17 protein-coding genes are annotated in these 21,762 nt (G+C 60.0%); 2 read left to right on the plus strand and 15 right to left on the minus strand.

The features are described 5' to 3' along the window. Window positions 1–5 precede the first annotated feature (5 nt). The 5 genes from nifX to nifD form a co-directional block, all read right to left on the minus strand. The gene (gene nifX / locus LMTR3_RS32850) at window positions 6–401 is read right to left on the minus strand and encodes a nitrogen fixation protein NifX (RefSeq protein ID WP_065749107.1); all 396 of its coding nucleotides are present in this window, start codon (window positions 399–401) and stop codon (window positions 6–8) included. Continuing rightward, window positions 398–1,804, minus strand: a complete 1,407-nt coding sequence (gene nifN / locus LMTR3_RS32855) for a nitrogenase iron-molybdenum cofactor biosynthesis protein NifN (RefSeq protein WP_065749108.1) — start codon at window positions 1,802–1,804, stop codon at window positions 398–400. The genes nifX and nifN overlap by 4 nt, the downstream gene beginning before the upstream one ends. Before the next feature lie 9 nt (window positions 1,805–1,813). Next, window positions 1,814–3,478, minus strand: a complete 1,665-nt coding sequence (gene nifE / locus LMTR3_RS32860; RefSeq protein ID WP_065749109.1) for a nitrogenase iron-molybdenum cofactor biosynthesis protein NifE — start codon at window positions 3,476–3,478, stop codon at window positions 1,814–1,816. A gap of 99 nt (window positions 3,479–3,577) precedes the next feature. Then, on the minus strand, window positions 3,578–5,137 hold the full coding sequence (gene nifK / locus LMTR3_RS32865; protein WP_065749110.1) for a nitrogenase molybdenum-iron protein subunit beta: 1,560 nt from the start codon (window positions 5,135–5,137) through the stop codon (window positions 3,578–3,580). Between the two features lie 69 nt (window positions 5,138–5,206). Beyond that, the gene (nifD, locus tag LMTR3_RS32870) at window positions 5,207–6,709 is read right to left on the minus strand and encodes a nitrogenase molybdenum-iron protein alpha chain (protein ID WP_065749335.1); all 1,503 of its coding nucleotides are present in this window, start codon (window positions 6,707–6,709) and stop codon (window positions 5,207–5,209) included. Window positions 6,710–7,437: 728 nt separating this feature from the next. Between nifD and LMTR3_RS32875 the strand changes: the two genes are divergently transcribed. Further along, entirely contained in the window at window positions 7,438–9,738 is a 2,301-nt protein-coding gene (locus LMTR3_RS32875) for an NADP-dependent malic enzyme (protein ID WP_065749111.1), read from the plus strand. 139 nt (window positions 9,739–9,877) lie between these two features. Next, on the plus strand, window positions 9,878–10,201 hold the full coding sequence (locus LMTR3_RS39660) for a DoxX family membrane protein (RefSeq protein ID WP_245320088.1): 324 nt from the start codon (window positions 9,878–9,880) through the stop codon (window positions 10,199–10,201). Window positions 10,202–10,423: 222 nt separating this feature from the next. Here the strand turns inward: LMTR3_RS39660 and LMTR3_RS38805 are convergent, their stop codons facing one another. The 10 genes from LMTR3_RS38805 to LMTR3_RS32925 form a co-directional block, all read right to left on the minus strand. Next, complete coding sequence (locus LMTR3_RS38805) at window positions 10,424–10,639, minus strand: hypothetical protein (RefSeq protein WP_176722046.1); 216 nt, start codon at window positions 10,637–10,639, stop codon at window positions 10,424–10,426. 382 nt (window positions 10,640–11,021) lie between these two features. Beyond that, window positions 11,022–12,269 carry a cysteine desulfurase gene (locus LMTR3_RS32890; RefSeq protein ID WP_065749113.1) on the minus strand — a complete coding sequence of 416 codons (1,248 nt, stop codon included), beginning with the start codon at window positions 12,267–12,269 and terminating at the stop codon, window positions 11,022–11,024. Then, window positions 12,266–13,591, minus strand: a complete 1,326-nt coding sequence (gene sufD, locus LMTR3_RS32895) for a Fe-S cluster assembly protein SufD (protein WP_065749114.1) — start codon at window positions 13,589–13,591, stop codon at window positions 12,266–12,268. The genes LMTR3_RS32890 and sufD overlap by 4 nt, the downstream gene beginning before the upstream one ends. Window positions 13,592–13,608: 17 nt before the next feature. After that, window positions 13,609–14,364, minus strand: a complete 756-nt coding sequence (gene sufC, locus LMTR3_RS32900; RefSeq protein ID WP_065749115.1) for a Fe-S cluster assembly ATPase SufC — start codon at window positions 14,362–14,364, stop codon at window positions 13,609–13,611. Window positions 14,365–14,392: 28 nt separating this feature from the next. Further along, window positions 14,393–14,581, minus strand: coding sequence for a hypothetical protein (locus LMTR3_RS38180; protein WP_141686923.1), 189 nt, complete (start codon window positions 14,579–14,581; stop codon window positions 14,393–14,395). Window positions 14,582–14,586: 5 nt separating this feature from the next. Continuing rightward, a complete protein-coding gene (sufB, locus tag LMTR3_RS32905; protein ID WP_065749116.1) occupies window positions 14,587–16,086 on the minus strand; it encodes a Fe-S cluster assembly protein SufB in 1,500 nt (499 codons plus the stop codon). Beyond that, window positions 16,080–16,265, minus strand: a complete 186-nt coding sequence (locus LMTR3_RS38185) for a hypothetical protein (RefSeq protein ID WP_141686924.1) — start codon at window positions 16,263–16,265, stop codon at window positions 16,080–16,082. Before LMTR3_RS38185 ends, sufB begins: the two co-directional genes overlap by 7 nt. 10 nt (window positions 16,266–16,275) lie before the next feature. After that, window positions 16,276–16,470 (minus strand): 4Fe-4S binding protein, encoded by a 195-nt coding sequence (locus LMTR3_RS32910; RefSeq protein WP_065749117.1) that lies wholly within the window; start codon window positions 16,468–16,470, stop codon window positions 16,276–16,278. 530 nt (window positions 16,471–17,000) lie between these two features. Further along, complete coding sequence (locus tag LMTR3_RS40460; protein ID WP_084029956.1) at window positions 17,001–17,378, minus strand: sigma 54-interacting transcriptional regulator; 378 nt, start codon at window positions 17,376–17,378, stop codon at window positions 17,001–17,003. Between the two features lie 940 nt (window positions 17,379–18,318). Then, on the minus strand, window positions 18,319–18,507 hold the full coding sequence (locus LMTR3_RS32925; RefSeq protein ID WP_176722047.1) for a hypothetical protein: 189 nt from the start codon (window positions 18,505–18,507) through the stop codon (window positions 18,319–18,321). Window positions 18,508–21,762 lie beyond the last annotated feature (3,255 nt).

A 21,762-nucleotide genomic window follows, 5' to 3' on the forward strand; every position in this document is an offset into this window, starting at 1 on the left:
CGTCCTCATTCTTCGAAATCGAGCGTGCGCTCCTGGTCCTTTGCCAGCGCCTTGCGCAGCCAGGGTGGCGGCGTACCCTTCAGCACGTGCTGAAGCTTCTCGACCAGCACCAGGATGTTCTCGGGCTTGTTTACCTTGATCGGATGTATATTGTTCGCCACTACCCGCGCGGCACCGGAGCCGCCGATGGCCGCGACATAGAGGATGGCGCAATCCTTGATTGCCTCGATCTTGGGCGCGAGCTTGTCCTCGTTGCCGTCTTCCTTGAGATCGCCGTCGAACTGAACTGCCTTCAGAAATACGTGCCCGCCCGGCCCAACATCATAGATCGAGATGTACTTGGCCCAGCCGAAATGCGCATCGACGCGCCTCAAGTCTTGGGTAGCGAATGCGACCTTCATGCAATCGACCCCTCTGTTGCGTCAACGAAGCTGCGGCGGCCGGGCTTTAAGGACCGTCTCGAGGTCTGCCAGCTATCGGGCGTAGGCTGATGATTTTCCTCGCGGTCGGCGATCACGAGATTGGCGATATCGAAGATCACATCGCGCGTGCCGCGATAGCCGACGGATAGCTGGTGTCCCGCGCCGATTCGATCGAACATCGGAAATCCCGCGCGATAAAACGGAATCTTCAGCCGCGCCGCCGCTTGGCGGCCATGCGAATGCGTAATCAGCAGGTTGCAATTCCTCGTCCTAGCAAGCTCTTCCAGATCCTCGAGATCGCCGATCAGCACCTCGTTGGTTCCGATCCGCTCCAGCACCGGCGACTGCGTGGTCGTCACGGCTGCCGTCACCTGCGCGCCCATCTCGTGAAGCATGCTAGACAGGTCGAACAGGAGGTCAGGCTCGGCACCAATCGCGAGCTTGCGGCCGCCGACATGGAAATGGGCGTCCAGCATCGCATCGCTGAGCTGGCCGCGCTGGCGCCGATATTTTTCTGGCACAGGGCGGCCACTGATGTCGCTCAGGAAAGCGATGAATTCATCGTTGGGGATGAGGCCGCACAGCCGCTCGAACAGGCGAAACGGCACCCCAGTCTTGGCCTGCATAGCTTGTGCCGCGCGCCGCATCTGCGCACCGATGGCAATGGTCCAGCTGGACCGGCCCATGCCCGCTACTTCGTCAACCCCGATGCCACCAATGGTCGTTGGCGTAAACTCGTCCGGGATCTGCCCGTCCAGAGATCCCGCGAGATCAGGCAGGAAGGATGGCTTCAGGCCGAAATCCTCCAGGATCGTCCTGAGTTCGTCGAGGTCACCCGGCGTCAGGTGACATCCGGGGAGGACATTCACCCGCGCGGGATCACGCTCCGCCCCGACCGCCGGCGCCTCCACCAGTACCTCGACCATGCATGCCACCGTCTTCTCCCACCCGTCCTGGAAGGCATCCTTGAAATCGGGCGTCGAGACAAAGACTAGAGGAAATTTGGCGAGCTGCGGATGCTGCTCGCGGATCAGCTTGATGTAGCCATCGACGTCATCGCCATTGGTTTCGGTCACTCCGGTCGAGCAGATCCCGATGATCTCCGGCTTGGTACGATTGTATATGTTGAGGATAGCCTGCTCGACATTTTCATAACCGCCGAGCACGGTCGCCACCTCGCTCATCGCAGTCGTCTGCAGCGGCACCGCCTCCTTGAAATGCCGCACGAACAGCGTGAGCCCGAAGGATGTGCACCCTTGCGAGCCGTGCAGAAGCGGCATCGCCCCACGCAGGCCCATGAAGGCGAATGCGCCGCCAATCGGCTGACTCATCTTCAGCGGGTTGACCGCGCAGGCCTTCTTCGGCGTGGTGACGATGGCCATGACGCCGTCCTATTCCGCGGCCTGCAGCATGGCAGGCGGTGAGGACACCGGCATTTTCGCCAGGATGTCCTCGATACGCCTCTTGCAGCAGCCACCGAACGCGTCTGTGTGCTGTCTGACTGCCTCGACGCTGGTCAGGCCATGCGAGCGGATTGCATCCTCGAGGGTGCCGAGATCGACTTCCTTGCAGAAGCAGACCTTTTTCGCGCGCCGGGTCGTTTCCGGATCGGCGGCGACCTCGGCGGCCTGCGCGTCCATCTGAGCCATCCCCTTGGTCTGCCGATTCTTGGCCACCTCCTCCCACGGCACTGGTCGACGCAGCTGCTCCCACATCGGGTTGAACAGCGCCTTGTCGATCTCCTCGACCAGCTTCACCATACCGACGTACCCCATATAGGCGTGGCAGCGCTCCTGGTTGATGTCGAGCCAGGGCATCGCCGCTTTCAGCGCAACGAACTGCGATTTGCCACCCGAGAGCATGATATCCGCTTTCGCGTCCTTCAGCATTTTGTATATCTCGCGCGGCGTCATGTCCTCGATCATGTGGGCATCCTGCCCCATCAGCTCCTTGATGCGCTCCTTGTCCTGCTTGGTCGATTTCTTGACGCTGGTGCCGACCAGCTCGAGCCCTGCCTCCTGCAGCGCCGCCACCACGGACCAGGACTTGACGCCGCCGGTGATCAGAAGTGCCCTCTTGCCGGCAAAGCGGGGCTTGTACGGTTCGATCGCGGCCCAGGCGCCCGCCTCCTCGCGCGCGATCACCGCCTCGGTGCGCTCGATCAGTTCGGAAGGCGCCCCACGCTCGACCAACAGCCGGGCAATCTGGCGCAGCGAATCGCTGGAATCCTGGATGCCATAGAACGACCCTTCGAAAAACGGGATGCCGTAACGCTCCTCCATCTTGCGCGCGACACTGATCATCGCTTTCGAGCATACCATCATGGCAGCGCGCGCCCGGTGCGAAGAGGCGACTTCGCGATATTTGCCGTCCCCCGAGATGCAGGAGAGGATGCGGATGCCGAGCTCGTCAAGCAGCGGCTTGACCTGCCAAAGCTCGCCGGAGAGGTTGTATTCGCCAATCAGGTTGATGTCATAGGGCGTGGTGTAGTCCGGCTCTTGCGTGCCGATGACATGCTCGAGCAAGGCCTCGCCGGCGAGCTTGTTGCCGAGGTTCTTGGAGCCGACGAAGCCCGGTGAATTTACGGGAATGACCGGCTTGCCGAGCTTTTGCGAAGCCGCCTTGCAAACCGCATTTATGTCGTCGCCGATCATGGCGGGAACGCAGGTCTGATAGACGAAAATGGCCGGCGGGTTGTACTTGTTGATGATCTCTTTGATTGCTTTGTAGAGACGCTTCTCGCCCCCAAATACTATATCGGTTTCGTTCATGTCAGTGGTGAGTCCGGTGCGCCAGATGCTGGCGCCAGACGAAGCCGCACCGCGGTTATCCCAGGAATTACCCTCACAGGCGATCGGACCGTGCACGAGATGGGCGACGTCGGTAAAAGGCTGCAGCGCAATTTTGGCGCCGTCGAAGGCGCAGCCGCCTGCGGCGCCGCCCGGCTGCAGCTGCTTGGTGCAGCCCCTATTGCGCTCGGCATCCGATTTGTTGGCGTTCTTGGCGCAGCCCGGCTCGTTGAAGATCTTCTGGATCGTGGCCGATAGCGAACTCATCCGTCTCTCCTCCCAACCGAGCTTGTTCGCGAAGATCAGTCCATCGTGTCGCTTAGGCCATCGCCGACGTTTGCCGGCGATGGCGTGCGCCGTTCGTCATCAACGAATGATGTCGAAGCTATAGTCGGTCTTGCCGGCAATGTTGGTCTTCTTGTCGATCTCGTCGAAGATCTTGTCGAGAATCTTCACCAACACGTTCATGCCCCCCTGATAGCCCCACACCGGAGAGCGGTGATGGTGATGCCGATCGAAGATTGGGAAACCGATCCGGATCAGCGGCGTACCGGTGTCGCGCTCCAGATACTTGCCATAGGTGTTACCAATCAGGAAGTCGACCGGCTCGGTGAACAGGAGCGAGCGCATATGCCAGAGGTCTCGCCCCGGATAGGCATGGCAGTTCTGCCCAAACGGCGAGCTCCCAAATAACGCCTGCATTTTCTCCTCCCAGGCCTTGTTGCCGTTCGTGGACAGCACATGGATCGGCTCGGCGCCAAGCTCGAGCAGGAAGGCAGCCAACCCATAGCAGAGATCTGGATCGCCATAGATCGCAAATTTCTTGCCGTGGATATGCGCGCTAGAGTCGGCCATCGCGTCGACCAAACGGCCGCGCTCTCGAGTCAGTTCCTCCGGAATGTCTTTGCCACTGATGCGCGACAGCGCCATCAGAAACTCATCCGTTGCGGACACGCCCACCGGATAATTGAAGGCCACGACCTCCTGGCCATGATCGGCGATGAACGGCAGCGTCTTTTCCGTGCACCACTGCTGCATCGAGATCGTTGCTTTAGCGTGAACTGCTTTCGCGGCGTCTTCCAAAGTCGTGCCGCCATCATACATCCGGAACTCGCCGTCGGTCGGTGTATCGAACACATCGGAATTATCGGCAAGAATGGTGTACTGAATGCCCATCAATTCGAAGATGCGCTTGATCTCGCGGATGTTGCCGACGGTATAGCCGTCAAAGCCGCCGATGAGGTTGATCTTCTTGTTGGGCGCGCGCTCGAGTTTGGCGGCTGTCCCCGCCTTGCCGTCCCAGAAATGCTCGAGGATGCCCTTGAGCGCATTGTCGTACCCGGTGACATGGCTGCCCACGAAGGCTGGCGTGTGCGCAAACGGCACATCGAAATCAGCTGGCACCGAGCCTTTTTCCTTGGACGTTTTGATAAAGGCATTGAGGTCGTCTCCGATCACCTCCGCCATGCAGGTGGTGGAGACCGCGATCATCTTGGGCTTATACATATTATAGCTGTTGGCGAGCCCATCGATCATGTTGTTCAGCCCGCCGAATACCGCAGCGTCCTCCGTCATCGACGAGGAGACGCAGGAGCTTGGCTCCTTGAAGTGCCGCGACAAATGGCTGCGGTAATAGGCCACGCAGCCTTGGGAGCCATGCACGAAGGGCAGCGTGGCCTCGAAGCCAACCGAGGCGAACACCGCGCCCAGCGGCTGGCAAGCCTTGGCTGGATTTACCGTGAGCGCTTCCCGCGCAAAATTCTTTTCGCGATATTCGGGCGTCTTCGCCCATTCCCTGATGCGTTCTACCTCCGCGGGATCGCGGGGATTCTCGAACATCTTCTTCTTGTTGGCCAGCATCTGCTGGTATTCCGGACCGCGGAACAGCTCGACATGATCGAGCACATGTTCTGCACTCTGCGCCATTGGTAGGATCCTTTCGAAAATCGTGATCAGTATTGGGTTCGGCTCTCAGCAGTGAGCCGGCCACTTGAGTTATTCGGCAGCCAACAGCTTCGGCTTCGGGACCTCCTTCCACGGCGCCTTGGTCTTTTTCCAGATCGGTGAGTTGATGGCCATGTCCATGTCGCGCGCGAAGATCGCAAATCCGTCATAGCCATGATACGGACCCGAATAGTCCCAGGAGTGCATTTGGCGGAACGGCACGCCCATCTTTTGGAAGACATATTTTTCCTTGATGCCAGAGCCGACCAGGTTAGGCTGGATCTTCTCGACGAAGCGTTCGAACTCATAGCCCGTGACGTCGTCGTAGATGAGCGTGCCATCCTTGACGTAGTGCTGGGCAGTGCGCTGGTAATCGTCATTGTGGCCGAACTCGTAGCCGGTGCCGACGACCTCCATTCCGAGGTCCTCGTAGGCGCCGATCACATGGCGCGGACGCAGTCCGCCAACGAACAGCATCACGCTCTTGCCTTCCAGGCGCGGGCGATATTTAGCGATGACCGCGTCCACCAGCGGCTGATATTTTGCAATCACCCGCTCGGCACCCTCCTTGATCTTGTCGTCAAAATAACCGGCTATCTTGCGCAGCGACTCCACGATCTTGGAGGGCCCGAAGAAGTTGTATTCGCACCAGGGAATACCGAATTTCTCCTCCATGTGGCGCGAGATGTAGTTCATCGAGCGGTAGCAATGCAGCACGTTAAGCTTCGCCTTCGGAGTTGCCTCGAGCTCGGCCAGGGAACCGTCACCGGACCACTGCGCGATCACGCGCAGGCCCATCTCCTCAAGCAGAATTCGAGATGACCAGGCGTCGCCGCCGATATTGTAGTCGCCGATGATCGCGACATCGTAGGGCGTCGGCTCGAACGTCGGCTTACTCTCGGGGGCGACCTTGTCGAACACCCAATCGCGCACCGCGTCGTTGGCAATATGGTGGCCGAGCGACTGTGACACGCCGCGGAAACCCTCGCAGCGGACCGGCACGATGGTCTTGCCGCCATATTCCTTCGATTTTGCCCTGGAGACCGCCTCAATGTCGTCGCCGATCAGACCGATTGGGCATTCCGACTGGATGGTGATGCCGTTGTTGAGCGGGAACAGCTCCTGAATTTCATCAATGATTTTGACGAGCTTCTTGTCCCCGCCGAACACGATATCCTTTTCCTGGAAGTCGGATGTGAACTGCAAGGTCACGAAACTATCGATACCTGTCGTGCCGACGTAATAGTTACGCCGCGAGCCCCACGAGTACTGTCCACAGCCGACCGGACCGTGGCTGATATGGATCATGTCCTTGATCGGTCCCCAGACCACACCTTTGGAGCCCGCGTAGGCGCAACCGCGGATCGTCATCACACCAGGGATGGATTTGAGGTTGGACTTGACTCCGCAGTCCGACTTGCCGACCTCGTGAACATTGAGGTGCTTGGCGCGCCGTTTTGCGGTCTTCTCCGGATAGACCTTCAGCACCTCCTGAATCAGCTCTTTGTTGCGGGCTTTGATTTCTGCGATGCTCTGGGTCGTGGCGAGACTCATGCTGATATCCTTCAAAGGTTTCCTGTTGCGACGGCGGCTCTCGGCCAAGAGTTTTGCAACGACCGTGCCAGCCGCGACGTGAGCGCAAAAAACAGCGCAGTTGAAAGTAGATAGCCACCTTCGCGCGAGTAACCGGACTGTTGTTGCAAACCCGACATCGAGCGTGTCTACCGTGCTCGTTTGATCCTTTTCGAAACAAAAACAAGGGCGGGCGCGCGCGATATTGCACCGCATTTGCCCCACAAGAGCGCGAGAACATTGCGACACGGGCCCGCTGCTGGAAATGGCACGTGACGAGGTGACCCAGCTGCAAGGCTGCGTCAGCCAGTCTGGATCACCATCGTCGTGATGCGTGACCGCTGCTCAGCTCGTTGGCGCCGGTGGTGCGCACATTGCGCCTGGCCTCCCTCATCCTGATCCCAATCCTATTGGGCCGACCAGCCAGAGAGATCGTCGCGGCCGGCCCGCAGGCGTTGTTCGACTGCCCGAGCACCTCAAGCCACAGCGCTCGTGGGATTTCCGCTTTATGGGCTTCTGCATGCGCGTCGACGCCCAGACCGCCCTAGCTGATGCGCCTTGACGTAATGGGGGCTGTTGATGGGGGTGCGATCCGATGTTGCATCCAGGCTGCCGGGCGTGCTTCACATCCGGCTCCATCCACTGGACAACTGACTTTGGTTAGACGAGCACAGAATTAGAAGCTTGGGGTTAGGAAACGCGAGAGTAGCATGTCATCCCATTCTGAAGATCTCCTTTCGGCGGCGCTGGCCTATCACCGGCTGCCGCGACCCGGTAAGCTCGAAATCCAGGCGATCAAGCCGCTCGTCAACCAGCGCGACCTTGCGCTCGCCTATTCGCCCGGCGTTGCCGCCGCCTGCACCGAGATCGCCAAAGACCCCGCTGAGGTCGCCTCTCTGACGGCACGTGCCAATTTGGTTGCCGTGGTCAGTAATGGCAGCGCCGTGCTCGGCCTCGGCAATATCGGCCCGCTGGCGTCCAAGCCCGTGATGGAAGGCAAGGCGGTGCTGTTCAAGAAGTTCGCCGGCATCGACGTGTTCGACATCGAGATCAAGGCCGACACCATCGAGCGCGTGGTCGACACCGTGGCGGCGCTGGAGCCGACTTTCGGGGGCATCAATCTCGAAGATATCCGCGGACCGGAATGCTTCGCAATCGAGGCGCAGCTGAAGGAGCGCATGAAGATCCCAGTCTTCCATGACGACCAGCACGGCACCGCCATCATCGTGGGCGCTGCGATCGTCAACGCGCTGCTTCTCAACGGCAAGAAGCTGCCCGACGTGAAGATCGTCTGCTCCGGCGCCGGCGCGGCCGCGATCGCCTGTCTCAACCTGCTGGTGTCGATGGGTGCGCAGCGTAAGAACATCTGGGTCTGCGACATCGATGGCGTCGTCCATGAAGGCCGCAATACCTCGATGGACCCCTGGAAGGCCGTCTATGCGCAGAACACTGATGCGCGGGTGCTCGCGGATGTCATTCCCGGTGCGGATATCTTCTTGGGGTTGTCAGCGCCAAACGTGCTGAGACCGGAAATGGTCAAGCAGATGGCCGACAAGCCGCTGGTGATGGCGCTCGCCAACCCGGTGCCGGAGATCATGCCGGACGAGGCCCGCAAAAGCCGTCCCGACGCGATGATCTGCACGGGACGTTCGGACTTCGCGAACCAAGTCAACAACGTCCTGTGCTTTCCCTTCATCTTCCGCGGCGCGCTCGATGTCGGCGCCACCGAAATCAACGAGGAGATGAAGCACGCGGCGGTCGATGCAATCGCGCAGCTTGCGCGCGATCCTCCGTCGGACGCGGTGGCTTCCGGTTTCGACACCGGCGAGACGCAGGGCTTTGGGCCGGGATCGCTGATCCCGAGCCCGTTCGACCCGCGCCTGATCCTGCGCATCGCGCCGGCGGTGGCGAGGGCTGCGATGGACTCCGGCGTCGCGACGCGGCCGATCAAGAATTTCGACGAATATCGCGCGCTGCTCGAGCGGTTTGCGTTCCGCTCCGGCCTCGTCATGAAGCCGATGTTCGCCAAGGCCAAGACGCAGCCGGTGCGCGTCATCTACGCCGAGGGCGAGGACGAGCGCGTGCTGCGCGCCACGCAAGTGGTCCTCGAGGAGAAGCTGGCGCGGGCGATCCTGGTGGGGCGGCCCTCGGTGGTCGAAGCCCGCATCAAACGGTTTGGCCTCTCGATGAAGGCGGGCGAGGATTTTGACCTTGTCAATCCTGAGGACGATCCGCGCTATCGCTCCTACGTGCAGTCCTATATTGACGTCGCAGGGCGCCACGGCGTCACGCCGGATGCGGCGCGCACGGTGGTGCGCACCAACAACACGGTGATCGCGGCCCTCGCTGTGGTGCGTGGGGAAGCCGACGCCATGCTGTGCGGCGTCGAGGGGCGGTACATGAGCCACCTGCGGCATGTGCGCGAGATCATCGGCTTCTTGCCGGGGACCAGCGATTATGCGGCGCTGGCGCTGATGATCACCAGCAAGGGCTCCTATTTCATCGCCGATACCCAGGTGCGGCCCAGCCCAAGCGCGGAGGAACTGGCGGAAATGGCCTCGCTGGCGGCGCTCCACGTCCAGCGCTTCAACTTCAAGCCGAAGGTCGCGTTCGTGTCGCATTCCGACTTCGGCAGCTATGACACCGATTCCTCGCGCAAGATGCGCCGCGCCACCCAGCTTCTGAAAGAGAAGCACCCGGGGCTCGAGGCTGACGGCGAGATGCAGGGCGACACCGCGCTGTCGGCCGCTGCACGACGGATGGTGCTGCCGCAATCGAGGTTGGACGGCGAGGCCAACATCCTGATCATGCCGACGCTGGATGCTGCCAACATCGCCTATCAGACGGTAAAGGTCCTGGCGGATGCGCTTCCCGTGGGGCCGATCCTGATCGGTCCGGCGCGGCCGGCGCATATCCTAACGCCCGGGGTGACCGCGCGCGGCGTCCTCAACATGACGGCGGTCGCCGCGGTCGAGGCCCAGGAGCGCGCCGGCCGCTCGCAACTCGGCTAATTGAAGGCGGTCGCCTTCCGGGCGCAGACGGATTCGATTTGATGGCGGAGAGCGGAACGACCATAAACGTTCCGCTCTTCCCGCGTCCGCACTGCAGTCAGGTCCACCAGCCAGCGTTCGTTACCTTCGGGCGAGTTCTGTGCTGTTCATCTACGCGGGGGCGACGAAGCTGTTCGGCATACAGCAGACCGCCGATCTCATCGCGACCAAATTTTCAATTCCCGAGGCGTTCGCGTCCTACACCGCGCCGCTTGAGAGCGCGACCGGAATGCCGACGCCGCAAGTTCTGGCGGTTGTGGTCGATTCGCTCGAACTCCTCGCGGCGCTGGTGATCGCGTTGAACTTTGGTGCGCGCTTCTTTCTGTTTGTCTCGGTCCTCCATGTCGGGATCTCGACTTGTTATTTGTACGACTTCCGGAATCAGCCGGGGCACGGCAACGCAGGATGCTGGTCGATGTCTTGAAGAACCTCGCGACCATCGGCGCGTTGTTCATGATCGCAAGCTATGACCGCCGCCGGAAGAATGTCGAGGCAGCCTACGGGGACGTGTAGGCCCCGCGGCTCTTGGTTTCGCGCGACAGGCAGATGGCGAGCGAGGATCGGCAGGCCACCGCGCCCAATTGGGGCGCTGCCGTGCTCAGATCAAACTTGAGGACGAGCCCCCTGCTGCACAACGTTGCAGCATCTACCCCAGATCTTTGTCCCTCTCGCGCCATTGTTGCCGGGAGACCACACATGCGGGTGCGCGAGAGATGGTCGGCTCGATCAGCGCATCAAGGCGCGTCACGGTGAACGGTGGTCCGCCTTCGGAAATGGTTCGGTCGGCGGCATACCGGTCAATTCGGGCGGCACGCGCGGGCAGGCTCTCGATCATGATGCGACTAGATGGAATTCGCATCATGATCCCATGTCTTTGTTTGAGCAGGATCTTTCGGAAAACCGGTTTGCACTTTTCCGGATCATGATCTAGGCTTAATCCCTCGATTCCACCGAGAGATCCGCCCTCTCGCCGAGACGAATCATCCCGTGAGCGCGACTGATGATGAAGACGGCCCGCGCTATGAACCCAAGGGCGTAGTACAGATCTGCCGCACGGTTCGAGTCTCGCCCGCAAAGACCAGCGGCTCACCAACATCCTTGGGCGGATCCAGGCGCCGTTCTTAATCAGCGTAAAGTAGCGGACCCACTCGCCCGGCGGAAGTCCTGCGATACAATGCTTAGCGCATTGCTGCGGCAACTCGCGTATACACGCGCGCCTCATGGTCCGGGGCCAGCCCCTTCGCTCATGAGAACAGCTCCTGCGCCTTGATAAGCGCGCCCGCCAGCACATCGATGTCTTCATGGGTGTTGTAGAGAGCGAACGAAGCGCGGCAGGTCGCTGGCACGCCAAAACGTTCGTGCAGCGGCATCGCGCAATGGGTACCGGCGCGCACCGCCACGCCTGCGCGATCGATGACGGTGGCAAAATCGTGTGCATGCGCGACTTTTATTTCGAAGGAGATGATCGCGCCCTTCTCAGCCGCCGTTCCGATAATACGTAGGGAGTTGATGCCCCGCAGCTTCTTCTGCGCGTAAGCGAGCAGTGCGCTTTCGTGCTTGTGGATCTGTGCCTTTCCTATTGAATTGATATAGTCCACAGCCGCGCCCAGACCGATCGCCTCGACGATCGGAGGCGTGCCAGCCTCGAACCGGTGAGGCGGATCACCGTAGGTGACGCCGCCACGCGAGACCTCGCGGATCATCTCGCCGCCACCATTGAACGGCGGCATCGACGCCAGATGCGCATACTTACCGTAAAGCACGCCGATGCCGGTCGGCCCATATAGTTTGTGGCTCGTCATCACGTAAAAATCGCAATCAATATCGCGGACATCAACATCCAGATGAACGCAGGCTTGCGAGCCGTCGACCAACACCGCGATGCCACGTGCATGCGCGATCCTCACGATTTCCTTCACCGGCAACACGGTGCCGAGCACGTTGGACATCTGCGTGATCGCAACCATTTTGGTGCGCTCGGTCAGAAGCCGCTCGAACTCCTCGAGGAGGAAATTGCCCTCCCCGTCCACTGGCGCCCATTTGATGACAGCGCCATAGCGTTCCCTTAGAAAATGCCATGGCACGATGTTGGCGTGGTGCTCCATGATCGAGAGAACGATCTCATCACCCGCTGTAATGCGCTCGCGGCCGAAAGTCTGGGCGACCAGATTGATCGCCTCGGTGGCGCTACGAGTAAAGATGATCTCCTCGGTGCCGCGCGCGTTGACGAACTGCGCCACCTTCCCGCGGGCGCCCTCATAGGCGTCGGTCGCGGCGTTGGCCAGATAATGCAGGCCGCGATGCACGTTGGCATATTCGGACGTGTAAGCCTGCATCATGCGATCGAGCACCGCCTTTGGCTTCTGCGCCGAGGCGGCATTGTCGAGATAGACCAGCGGTTTGCCATAGATCTTCATCGCCAGCGCGGGAAAATCCTCCCGCACACGGTGGACGTCGTAGGCGCCATTCTTGACCGCTGGATGCTGCGTCATGCCCGTGCCTCCAGCCAACGCCGCGCCGCCGCAATCGCGACTTCACGCAGATCGTCACTAGCGATCGATTCAATCGCCTCGCCGACAAACGCCTGGATCAGCAGCGCCTGGGCTTCCTTCTCCGGAAGGCCGCGGGCGCGCATATAGAACAACAGGCTCTCGTCGAGCGCGCCGGTGGTCGCGCCATGGCCGCAGGTGACGTCGTCGGCGAAGATTTCGAGTTCCGGCTTGTTATTGGCCTCGGCCTCGTCGGAGAGCAGCAGCGCCCGCGTCATCATCTTGGCGTCGGTCTTCTGCGCATCGGGACGTACGATGATGCGACCCTGGAACACCGAATGAGCGCGGTCGTCGACCACGGCGCGGAACACCTCGCGGCTGGCGCAGTGTGGCACAGCGTGATCCAAGAATAGCGTCGTGTCGGCGTGCTGGCGGCCGTTGAGCAGATTGACGCCGTTGGTCTCGACCCGGGAATGTTCTCCGGCGAACGCAATTGTCGCCTGGTAGCGGCTGACGGCGCCGCCCGAGGTCATGCCAAAAGTGTTGAAATATGTATGCGCGCCCAGCGTCACCGTGGCGGAGGAGATGTTGAAGGCGTCACGGCTGTCCTCGACCAGCCTGATCTGGTCGAGCCGCGAATTATCGCCGATCGCGACAACGAGCGAATCGTGCGCCTGATAGGCCTTGGCGCCATCGGCCGCGATGTAGCTTTCGACCAGCGTAACGCCGGCATCCTTGCCAAGGCGCAGCAGGGACCGCGTAAACATCGCCGCCGGCGCAGACCCGCTGGCGACATGAATGATATGCAGCGGCTGCTTCAGCACGACGCCGTCAGCGAGTTCGACCACCACGCCGTCGGTCATCATCGCGCTGTTGAGCGCTACCATCGGATTGGCGTTGTCGGGCGAGAGGAGCTGCGCCTGCAGCGCCGCGTCGCCGGCTTCCAGCACATCGCGCAGCGTGCGGACGGTAAGGCCCTTCTCCAGACCACCGACTTCGGAAAGTTTTGGCACGAACACGCCATCGACCAGCACGAGCGGACGCGCGCCCTTGATCGCCTGCAGCTTTACGGCCGCGGCAGCGCGTTTCAGCGCGGCAGCGTCCGGCGCATCGGCCAGCGGCAGCACTTCGCGCATCAGCGCGCGGAGATCGGTATACTTCCAGTCTTCGATCCGGCGATGCGGCAGGCCTGTGCGTTCGTAGGCTTCGAAGGCAGCGCTTCGCGCCTCGGCCACCTTGCCGACACCGGGCAGCCGGTCGCGCGCGACCGCAAAGCTGTCGCTCAGCGCGCGTCCGGTTTCGTTCTTTGCCAAAACCAGGTTCATCACAAATCCGCTTTGCGTCAGGCCGCGTCGTCGAACTGGGTGTAGCCGGAAGCCTCGAGCTCCAGAGCCAGATCCTTGCCGCCGCTTTTCACCACCCTGCCCCTCGACATCACGTGCACGAAATCAGGCACGATGTAGTTGAGGAGCCGCTGGTAGTGCGTGATGACCACCATGGCACGCTCCGGCGAACGCAGCGCGTTGACGCCATCGGCTGCGATCCGGAGCGCGTCGATATCGAGGCCGGAATCCATTTCATCCAAAATGCAGACGGCCGGCTCGAACAGCGCCATCTGCAGAATCTCGTTGCGCTTCTTCTCGCCGCCGGAGAAGCCGACATTGACGCCGCGCTTGAGCATGTCCTGCGGGATGTTGAGCGACTTTGCGACCTCGCGGACCTTCTTGAGAAACTCCGGAGACGAAAGCTGACTCTGGCCGCGCGCCTTGCGCTGCGCGTTCAACGCCGTGTGCAGGAAATTCCAGGTGGTGACGCCGGGAATCTCGACCGGATACTGGAACGCCAGGAACACGCCCTTCGCGGCGCGCTCGTCCGGCTCCATCTCCAGGAGGTCCTCGCCCCTGAACAGGATCTGGCCATCGGTGACTTCATAGCCCGGCTTGCCGGCGATGACATGGCTCAGCGTCGACTTGCCGGAGCCGTTCGGCCCCATGATCGCATGCACCTCGCCCGGGTTCACTGTCAGCGTCAGCCCATGGAGAATTTCGCGCTCCTCGACACGAACCTTCAGATCTTTGACTTCAAGCAACGCAGTCATTTTCTTTCCTTGGCCTACAACGCCCGAATTAGAGCCGGAAAACAAAACCAGACGAAAAATCCCAGAGCCCCGCCGCCGGCGGCCAACTTGCCGTATTCGTTACATCAACCCATCCTGCCAAGCCGCCGATCAGGGCCGCAAATGCCCCAGCGATCGCAACACATAAGAAGATCGCAAGTGGCGCAAAACGAACAAATGCGAAGATGTTGCTGATCATCTGGCTTAACCGACGCTGCCCTCCAGCGAGATCGAGATCAGCTTCTGCGCCTCAACCGCGAACTCCATCGGCAGTTGCTGCAGCACGTCCTTCACGAACCCGTTGACCACGAGTCCGACGGATTCTTCCTGCGAGAGGCCGCGCTGGGTGCAATAGAACAGCACGTCCTCGGAGATCTTTGACGTCGTCGCCTCGTGCTCGAAGGTCGCGGACGAGTTCTTCGCCTCGACGTAAGGCACGGTGTGCGCGCCGCATTTGTCGCCAATCAGGAGCGAGTCGCAGGCCGTATAATTCCGTGCGCCGGTCGCCTTGCGATGGGCGGTGACGAGGCCGCGATAGGTACTTTGCGATTTGCCCGCCGCGATGCCCTTGGAGATGATCCGGCTCGACGTGTTCTTGCCGAAGTGGATCATCTTGGTGCCGCTATCGACCTGCTGATGACCATTCGAGATCGCGATCGAATAGAACTCGCCGCGCGAATTGTCGCCGCGCAGGATACAGCTCGGATATTTCCAGGTGATCGCCGACCCGGTCTCGACTTGGGTCCAGGAAATCTTCGAATGGTTGCCGAGGCAGTCGCCACGCTTGGTGACGAAATTGTAGATGCCGCCTAGACCTTCGGAATTGCCGGGGTACCAGTTCTGCACGGTCGAATATTTGATCTCGGCGTCGTCGAGCGCGACGAGTTCAACGACCGCTGCATGCAACTGATTTTCGTCGCGCTGCGGCGCGGTGCAGCCTTCCAGATAGCTGACGTAGGAACCCTTGTCGGCGATGATCAGCGTCCGCTCGAACTGGCCGGTGTTGCGCTCGTTGATGCGGAAATAGGTCGACAGCTCCATCGGGCAGCGCACGCCCGGCGGCACGTAGACGAACGAGCCGTCCGAGAATACCGCCGAGTTCAGCGTCGCGAAGTAATTGTCCGAGGTCGGCACGACCGATCCGAGATACTGCTTCACCAGCTCGGGGTGTTCGCGGATCGCCTCCGAGATCGGCATGAAGATCACGCCGGCCGCCTTCAGCTCCTTCTGGAAGGTGGTCGCCACCGAAACCGAGTCGAACACCGCGTCGACCGCGATCTTGCGGTTGGCCGACGGCTCCCCACCGGGCGGGGGCTCGACACCTTCGAGAATGGCGACTTCGCGCAAGGGAATGCCAAGCTTCTCGTAGGTCTTGAGGATTTCGGGATCGATTTCATCGATCGAGGACAGCGTCTTCTTCGGCTTCGGTGCCGCGTAGTAATAGATGTCCTGGTAGTCGATCTTGGGATAGTTGACGCGCGCCCAGGTCGGCTCGGTCATGGTCAGCCAGCGCCGATAGGCCTCCAGACGCCATTCCAGCATCCAGGCCGGCTCGTTCTTCTTCGCGGAAATGAAGCGCACGGTGTCTTCCGAGAGCCCCTTGGGCGACTTCTCGGATTCGATAAGAGTCTCAAACCCATATCGATACTGGTCGACGTCGATCGAGCGCACCCGGTCGGCCGTGTCTTTTACGGCTGCTACCATTGTCCGCTCCGCCGCTCGCGCAAGGACAACTCCGACCATGTCCGACGACGGCGGCGGCGCGCCCCCTTCACCGCATGGGCGATCGCGTAAGTCACACGCAGCTCGCGGCCAACCAGGCCGCTAATCAGAAACGCCGCCGATAGTGTTTCAATCTTGCTGCGCGCAGCGGACCCGCTCATCGGCCGCTCCTTATGCCTGCACGCACGTGCCGGGCACCGGGCAGATAACGGCGCATTGCGGCGTGTCGCAATGCTCCTCGCATTGGGTGCACTTCTTCGGATCAATTACATATATGTCGTTCTTGAGGCTGATTGCTGCGTTCGGGCATTCGAACTCACATGCGCCGCAGACGGTGCACTGGGAGGCGATTATCTTGTAGGCCATAAACTCCGATTCCTTGGGCGGGCGACGGGACGGTTCTTCCCTTCAAGGCTCGTGCCAAACGCCGAGCTGATTTATCTCGGCTATTTTCCCTCTTGTGCATGTCCTGGGCCAGACAGCGTGTCGCGACCGCGACACTCGGCTCACAGACGCTTGATCTGGTTGGCCGTACTTCTTGAGCGCGCAGCCGGCGTAGGTTAACCTAAGGAGGCGAGTCGCCTCCCGCCTGCACCCAGCCCGACTTCTCGATCGCCGCGGTAACGTGGTCGCGGTCGGTCATTTTCGCGCCGCTCCCAAATGCTCGGCGGTCTCGCCCCCGGGTTTGGCCGCAACTTGCGAACTCGAAATCGGATGCGGTGACCAGTTCCCCCGGAAGCCGGCCGGCGCTTCGGCGACAGCGGCACGATCAGCAGCTGCGGCAGTGATAGCTCGTCCGATCCGCGGCTCCACAGCATCGCCAACAGGCACCCACCGTGAGGAGCTGGCAAAGTCGGTTCTGATGATCGCAAGTTTCTTGGCCAGCGTCGCGTCCGCTACACGCAAGTCTCAATTGCTCGCACAGAACGCAATTCACTACTAGCACGTCCATGCAGTGTAGCGAAGCTCAATGCACGACCGTTCTCGCCATTGAAATTCTCCAAGAACTCGGCCGCGAGCAGCGGGATCTCACTGCGGCCCTCGCGCAAGGGCGGCAGCAGGATGGGCACGACGATGCGATGGTAGAGGTCTCGCGCGTAACTTGTTTCGCGCCACCGCCTCTCGAGATTGCGGTTGATCGAGTCAGTGACAGTACGGCGACCTTGATAGTCCGATGTGTCGACGCGCTGGAACTCCTGCTCCTCCAGAATACGGAGCAGCTTTTGGAACGGTGGCGAGATCTCACCGATCTCGTCGAGGGGTTGCCTTGTCAGCGAGTTGAATCATCTGGCGCGGGTTCAGCGCTCCGGTGAAGACCTCTTCTCACGGGCGGACAATTTCGATCAAGCACCGTCTCTGGCAGCCCGGCGCAATTCTTCGAATATAGGGTCCCCCGCCGCGCGGCGACAGCTCGTGCACGCGTGGGGACCAGCTCCTTGCCGGTCGCAGAACGCCCCGCAACAACACGATCCTGTTGGACTGTGCAACGACCGCGATTTTCTCGAGAGGCCGCGGGGACTGTTGCCGATGATGTCTTAATGGACCCTCTTGCAGTCGAGGGTGGGCTTCAGCTCTGATAGCCTCTTCTGCAGGAGCGCTGCGCCAAATAGCTGGAGGACGCGCGCGACCAGGAAATGCACCTTCACGGTTTGGCCGACCAAATTGCTTATCATGGCCAGAGGGCGACCGTCGGAAATCGACAGCCGACATGGCGAGCGGTCTTCCAGCAACCGATCTGCCCGCAACCGTTGCATCATTGCGAATTGAAACACCGATGAACGCCGCGCGTTTCCTCGGAAGCGCCGAGCGCATCTTTGTTGTCGGGCCAAACACCGGATTCGTCGCGATCGCAAAAAACATCGCCCTTACCTGCTTATCGTTCTGCCGAATTGGTGTCCTGAGCTCCCGAATGCAACGGGCAATCGCCAAGATCGGCCATCGAAGGCGGCCGAAAAGAGTGCAGATTGGTCTGCCGCTGATCAGGGATCGGCAGACTGCGGATCGGAGAATTAATCAAACTTGTGGAAAGCAAGACAAGGAACAAGGCAGGTTATCACCGCGACATTTTTTGGCGATTCGGTTTTGCCTCCATCTGAGCTTTGCCGGAGGGCCCGCATACAATCCACTCCCAATCACGAGATGCTCTCGGTCAACAAGAAGTTCAAACGTCCGTCGTTTAGTTACCTTTTGAGCGGCACGGACTCCGAATTGACTTCAGAGCCTCAACGTCAAAGGAAATGTGGTCGCTAAGAGCCGTTCAAAGGCGGAACGCTGTTCAAGCAGGCGCTTCTCAACGATTTTTCGCTCCGCATCAGGCAACTCGGTTTGAAGCAACGTACGAACACGCCAAATGTCGTTCCGCACGGATTTGATCTCACTTAAGCTATCATCAATCGAAGTCATCCCGGATTCCGATACTTAGTTTAGAAACTAACCTTGAAAACTGCCCAATCGTGCCATTCTTCAGCAAGCCACCGTACATTTGCGTCGCGTCTTCATCTCGAATGATTCGGTGTGCGCGAAGTTTATGTCGATGCCACTCATCGCAGCGTCTCTGTCGACAAAGGCTGTGGTTCGTCAGCAGCAGTGCAGTCACAGTGGCCGCCACGTGGCCAACCTCCGCTTGGCCGCCGGCCGTTCTTCTCGTCTACCTGATTCAGCGCCGCTAGTATGTTGTCCAGACACATAATTAATGCAGGATAGCCGTTACCTCGCGAAGCGCCGGGGAAAATTTGATCACACATATCCAAGGCTCATCACGATATGATTACACGCTTCTCGTCTGCCAAAAGGAGGCATCGAGCACATCTTCGGGTGAACCGTAGTGCGATACCGGGTGGATTTGGGCTAGCTGTGGTGAGCGGCAAGGGGCTGTGGCGCAAACTTCGCGCGTAGAACGAGGCGGAGGCAGCCAGCGCATCGTATTCTTCTCTGGACTGGTATCGGCATGGACAAGACGACGATCTGGTGGTGGACGAAGGTAAAGCTGTTGGCTGATCGGGACGCGATCAAAAGAGCATTGAAGCCATTGCTGGCCGGCTGCGCGCCGTCCCCGGGGTGCCGGAGCGCTTCGGTCTTCGGCTAAATGAACTGAGCTCCCCAAGAGCGCGATGAGGGCCCGGTCGCTCTCAACCAGTTAGAAGTTGAGATCTGTTTTGGCTTCCGCATCCTGGCTATTGTCAATGACTTCACGCGGGAATGTCTTGCTTATTTTTTATAGTGCGCCGCCAGTCTTGCGGGTCGGGCGAGCTCGATGCTGTGATTGCATTGCACGTTTGTTCCAGCGATGATCGTCCCTGATAGCGGCACCGGGCTCACCAGCATGGCAACGTTGCGCTGGTCGCAGCACCGGCAGATCGAGTGGTACTACATCCCAGCGAGCCACAGTGATTCCTTCGTCCAACTGTCACATCAGCTCATCATATTTCTTGTATTCGTCGGCGTGACCGTCCCCCACCCGACTGCCACACTCACTTGGCGGAAGGGGCCATCAGGCGCCGAGTTCCAAGTTTTTCGGGCACACTGGCTGTGTAGGCCGGAGCCCCCATGAAAAGGTTCTATTTTGTGGAGTAGCATCATGACGCCTGCAAAATCCTCGCAAAATAAAGTGTGTGCTGAGTTGAGGGGTGTTCTGGAGCATGCTGTCCGGATGGTGCCCGAAGCGAGGCGGACCTCTTCGTTGAAGGCATGCCTTGCTGAGAAGGTCTTAACTCTGGCCGCAGGGGGTGAATCGGATCCAACTATCTTGGCGCGTGTCGCGGTGCGGACAGTGCAGGAATCCTGTCGTAGCTGCTACGGATGTGAAGGGTGGTGACCTGCGCGCGACATCTTGCGTATCGCCCGGGCACTTGAACTGCTGCACTGGCGGCCGAAGGCGGAATGCCGCGCTTCTCCTTCCCGCAACAGCGATGGTGTGATTTCCTGGGATCCTCAGGATCGCTTTGGTTTTGGGTTTGCGGCCATAAAGTCCCGATCGTTTTCCCGCCGGCAGCGATTCCAAAGCTCGTCATCAACAATATGCGAAGGCGAGCCCTGGCGACAGAAAGTCGCACTATCAGCGTGGGTTCTGCCGCATTGATTATCAGCGACGCAGTCAATCTCGCATTCGCGCCGATTAAATCGCTCTTGCAAATCTCGAAGTCTCTCAGTGCGACCAATCCATCTCGAGCCACAATGTCGGCTAGTTCGCCACTGGCCTTGACGCCGACCAATTGCCCTCCCCTGCCCGCGTCCGGCAGCTGGTCAGGTGCCGGGGGAAAGTCCTGCAGGAAGGCGAAACAGAAATCAGGTCGCTACGTGATATGCCTCTGAACCGCTTACCGGGCGGGAGGATTCCGGACGGCTTACGGCCGGTTTGGATTTTGTACTCGGTCTCCCGGGTTCGTGACGGAAACGCTCTGGTACGCCTTTGTCGCAGGCTGCTCGCTTGGCTTCGCGAATAAGGGCCATGTCCTTCCCAAAGGCCTGGCTGTAGGCGCGTCGGCGCCTCAAGCTTTCAAGGAGCTGACTAGAGAAATCAGCGTGGGCCAATATGTACCGGTCGCGCATCGGCGAACTGGCACTGCGGCCGAGCCGGCACCGGTCGTTTCTGAGGCACGGTGCATTCACCGTTCTTCAAAACTTTGCGAAGATTCGGACACTAACGGCGCCGTTTTGTCAGCTTTGAGACCAATGTCCCACAACTTGACGCTACCGCTACCTACACCCAATACGAAGCGACTGTAGAACCTCCAATTTTCGAATCGGCACGCCGCTTGCTTCGTTCAACCACAACGACTGATCTTATCACATGTGGGACCGCTAATGTTACGGGAGGACTTTGCACGTGCTCGATAGCGTCCGGTGCGCCCCGCCGTTTGCTGTGAGGCGAAATGAAACAGCATGTTGGAGAGGCTGCGGTCGCATTCGCTCGCGCTCTGCGCCGTGATGTCCTTCGTGCATGAACACGAAACCCGTGGGTACGACAGGATCAGTGTCTCCGTACGCGCGAGCCGAGCAAACGGATACGACCATGACAATCAATGCGAAGTCAGCGGTTCGTTAGCGAACATGTTTCACTACGGTGCGACATCACGTGGCAAGGCTAGGCTGTTGCGAGCATACAGCAGTTTTGATTACGACACCTCAACCCACTCCTCGGTGAAGGCACTGAAAATCACGCCCTTATATTCGATTGCCGGAAGACTGGTTCTTTGCATAAACCGGCTGATGGGAACCGTGTAGAGAATGACGGAGTAATGCGATGGAAATTGCCCTCGGAATCAGCGCCGCAGTCGTTTTCGCCGCGATGCTTGTTGGCTGCATCTGGGCCGTTCGGTGACCACACTCATCAAGAATTTTCTCGTGCGTAAAGAAGCTCATCGAGCAACTGGGCGTCACCGAAGACGCTCACGAGCGACACCAGATCGGACGTCAGCTTGGGCAGATCAACACCGCACTGGTATTTTGGAGAAGACTGAGCCCAAGAGCCAGGAACGACCGGTGGACGATCCCATGCGACGCAGCGAAATCTGAAAGCTGAACGGGGGATCCGTCGGAAGCGAATGCACTTCGTCGTGCTCGCCCGGCGCAGTTCCCTCAAAACCCCGCAAGCGCGCACCTCAACCAACCGGTCTCGTAGAACGACAATCCAAAACGAATCGGCAAAGCCCCGCGAGA

Source organism: Bradyrhizobium sp. LMTR 3, from assembly GCF_001693485.1.
In the GTDB taxonomy this organism is placed as follows: Bacteria; Pseudomonadota; Alphaproteobacteria; order Rhizobiales; family Xanthobacteraceae; genus Bradyrhizobium.

What these genes read in the sequence shown, in the direction of transcription:
- nifX (WP_065749107.1), bottom strand. Translation starts at nt 401, where the DNA reads ATGAAGGTCGCATTCGCTACCCAAGACTTGAGGCGCGTCGATGCGCAT.
- nifN (WP_065749108.1), bottom strand. Translation starts at nt 1,804, where the DNA reads ATGGCCATCGTCACCACGCCGAAGAAGGCCTGCGCGGTCAACCCGCTG.
- nifE (WP_065749109.1), bottom strand. Translation starts at nt 3,478, where the DNA reads ATGAGTTCGCTATCGGCCACGATCCAGAAGATCTTCAACGAGCCGGGC.
- nifK (WP_065749110.1), bottom strand. Translation starts at nt 5,137, where the DNA reads ATGGCGCAGAGTGCAGAACATGTGCTCGATCATGTCGAGCTGTTCCGC.
- nifD (WP_065749335.1), bottom strand. Translation starts at nt 6,709, where the DNA reads ATGAGTCTCGCCACGACCCAGAGCATCGCAGAAATCAAAGCCCGCAAC.
- LMTR3_RS32875 (WP_065749111.1), top strand. Translation starts at nt 7,438, where the DNA reads ATGTCATCCCATTCTGAAGATCTCCTTTCGGCGGCGCTGGCCTATCAC.
- LMTR3_RS38805 (WP_176722046.1), bottom strand. Translation starts at nt 10,639, where the DNA reads ATGATGCGAATTCCATCTAGTCGCATCATGATCGAGAGCCTGCCCGCG.
- LMTR3_RS32890 (WP_065749113.1), bottom strand. Translation starts at nt 12,269, where the DNA reads ATGACGCAGCATCCAGCGGTCAAGAATGGCGCCTACGACGTCCACCGT.
- sufD (WP_065749114.1), bottom strand. Translation starts at nt 13,591, where the DNA reads ATGAACCTGGTTTTGGCAAAGAACGAAACCGGACGCGCGCTGAGCGAC.
- sufC (WP_065749115.1), bottom strand. Translation starts at nt 14,364, where the DNA reads ATGACTGCGTTGCTTGAAGTCAAAGATCTGAAGGTTCGTGTCGAGGAG.
- LMTR3_RS38180 (WP_141686923.1), bottom strand. Translation starts at nt 14,581, where the DNA reads ATGATCAGCAACATCTTCGCATTTGTTCGTTTTGCGCCACTTGCGATC.
- sufB (WP_065749116.1), bottom strand. Translation starts at nt 16,086, where the DNA reads ATGGTAGCAGCCGTAAAAGACACGGCCGACCGGGTGCGCTCGATCGAC.
- LMTR3_RS38185 (WP_141686924.1), bottom strand. Translation starts at nt 16,265, where the DNA reads ATGAGCGGGTCCGCTGCGCGCAGCAAGATTGAAACACTATCGGCGGCG.
- LMTR3_RS32910 (WP_065749117.1), bottom strand. Translation starts at nt 16,470, where the DNA reads ATGGCCTACAAGATAATCGCCTCCCAGTGCACCGTCTGCGGCGCATGT.
- LMTR3_RS32925 (WP_176722047.1), bottom strand. Translation starts at nt 18,507, where the DNA reads ATGACTTCGATTGATGATAGCTTAAGTGAGATCAAATCCGTGCGGAAC.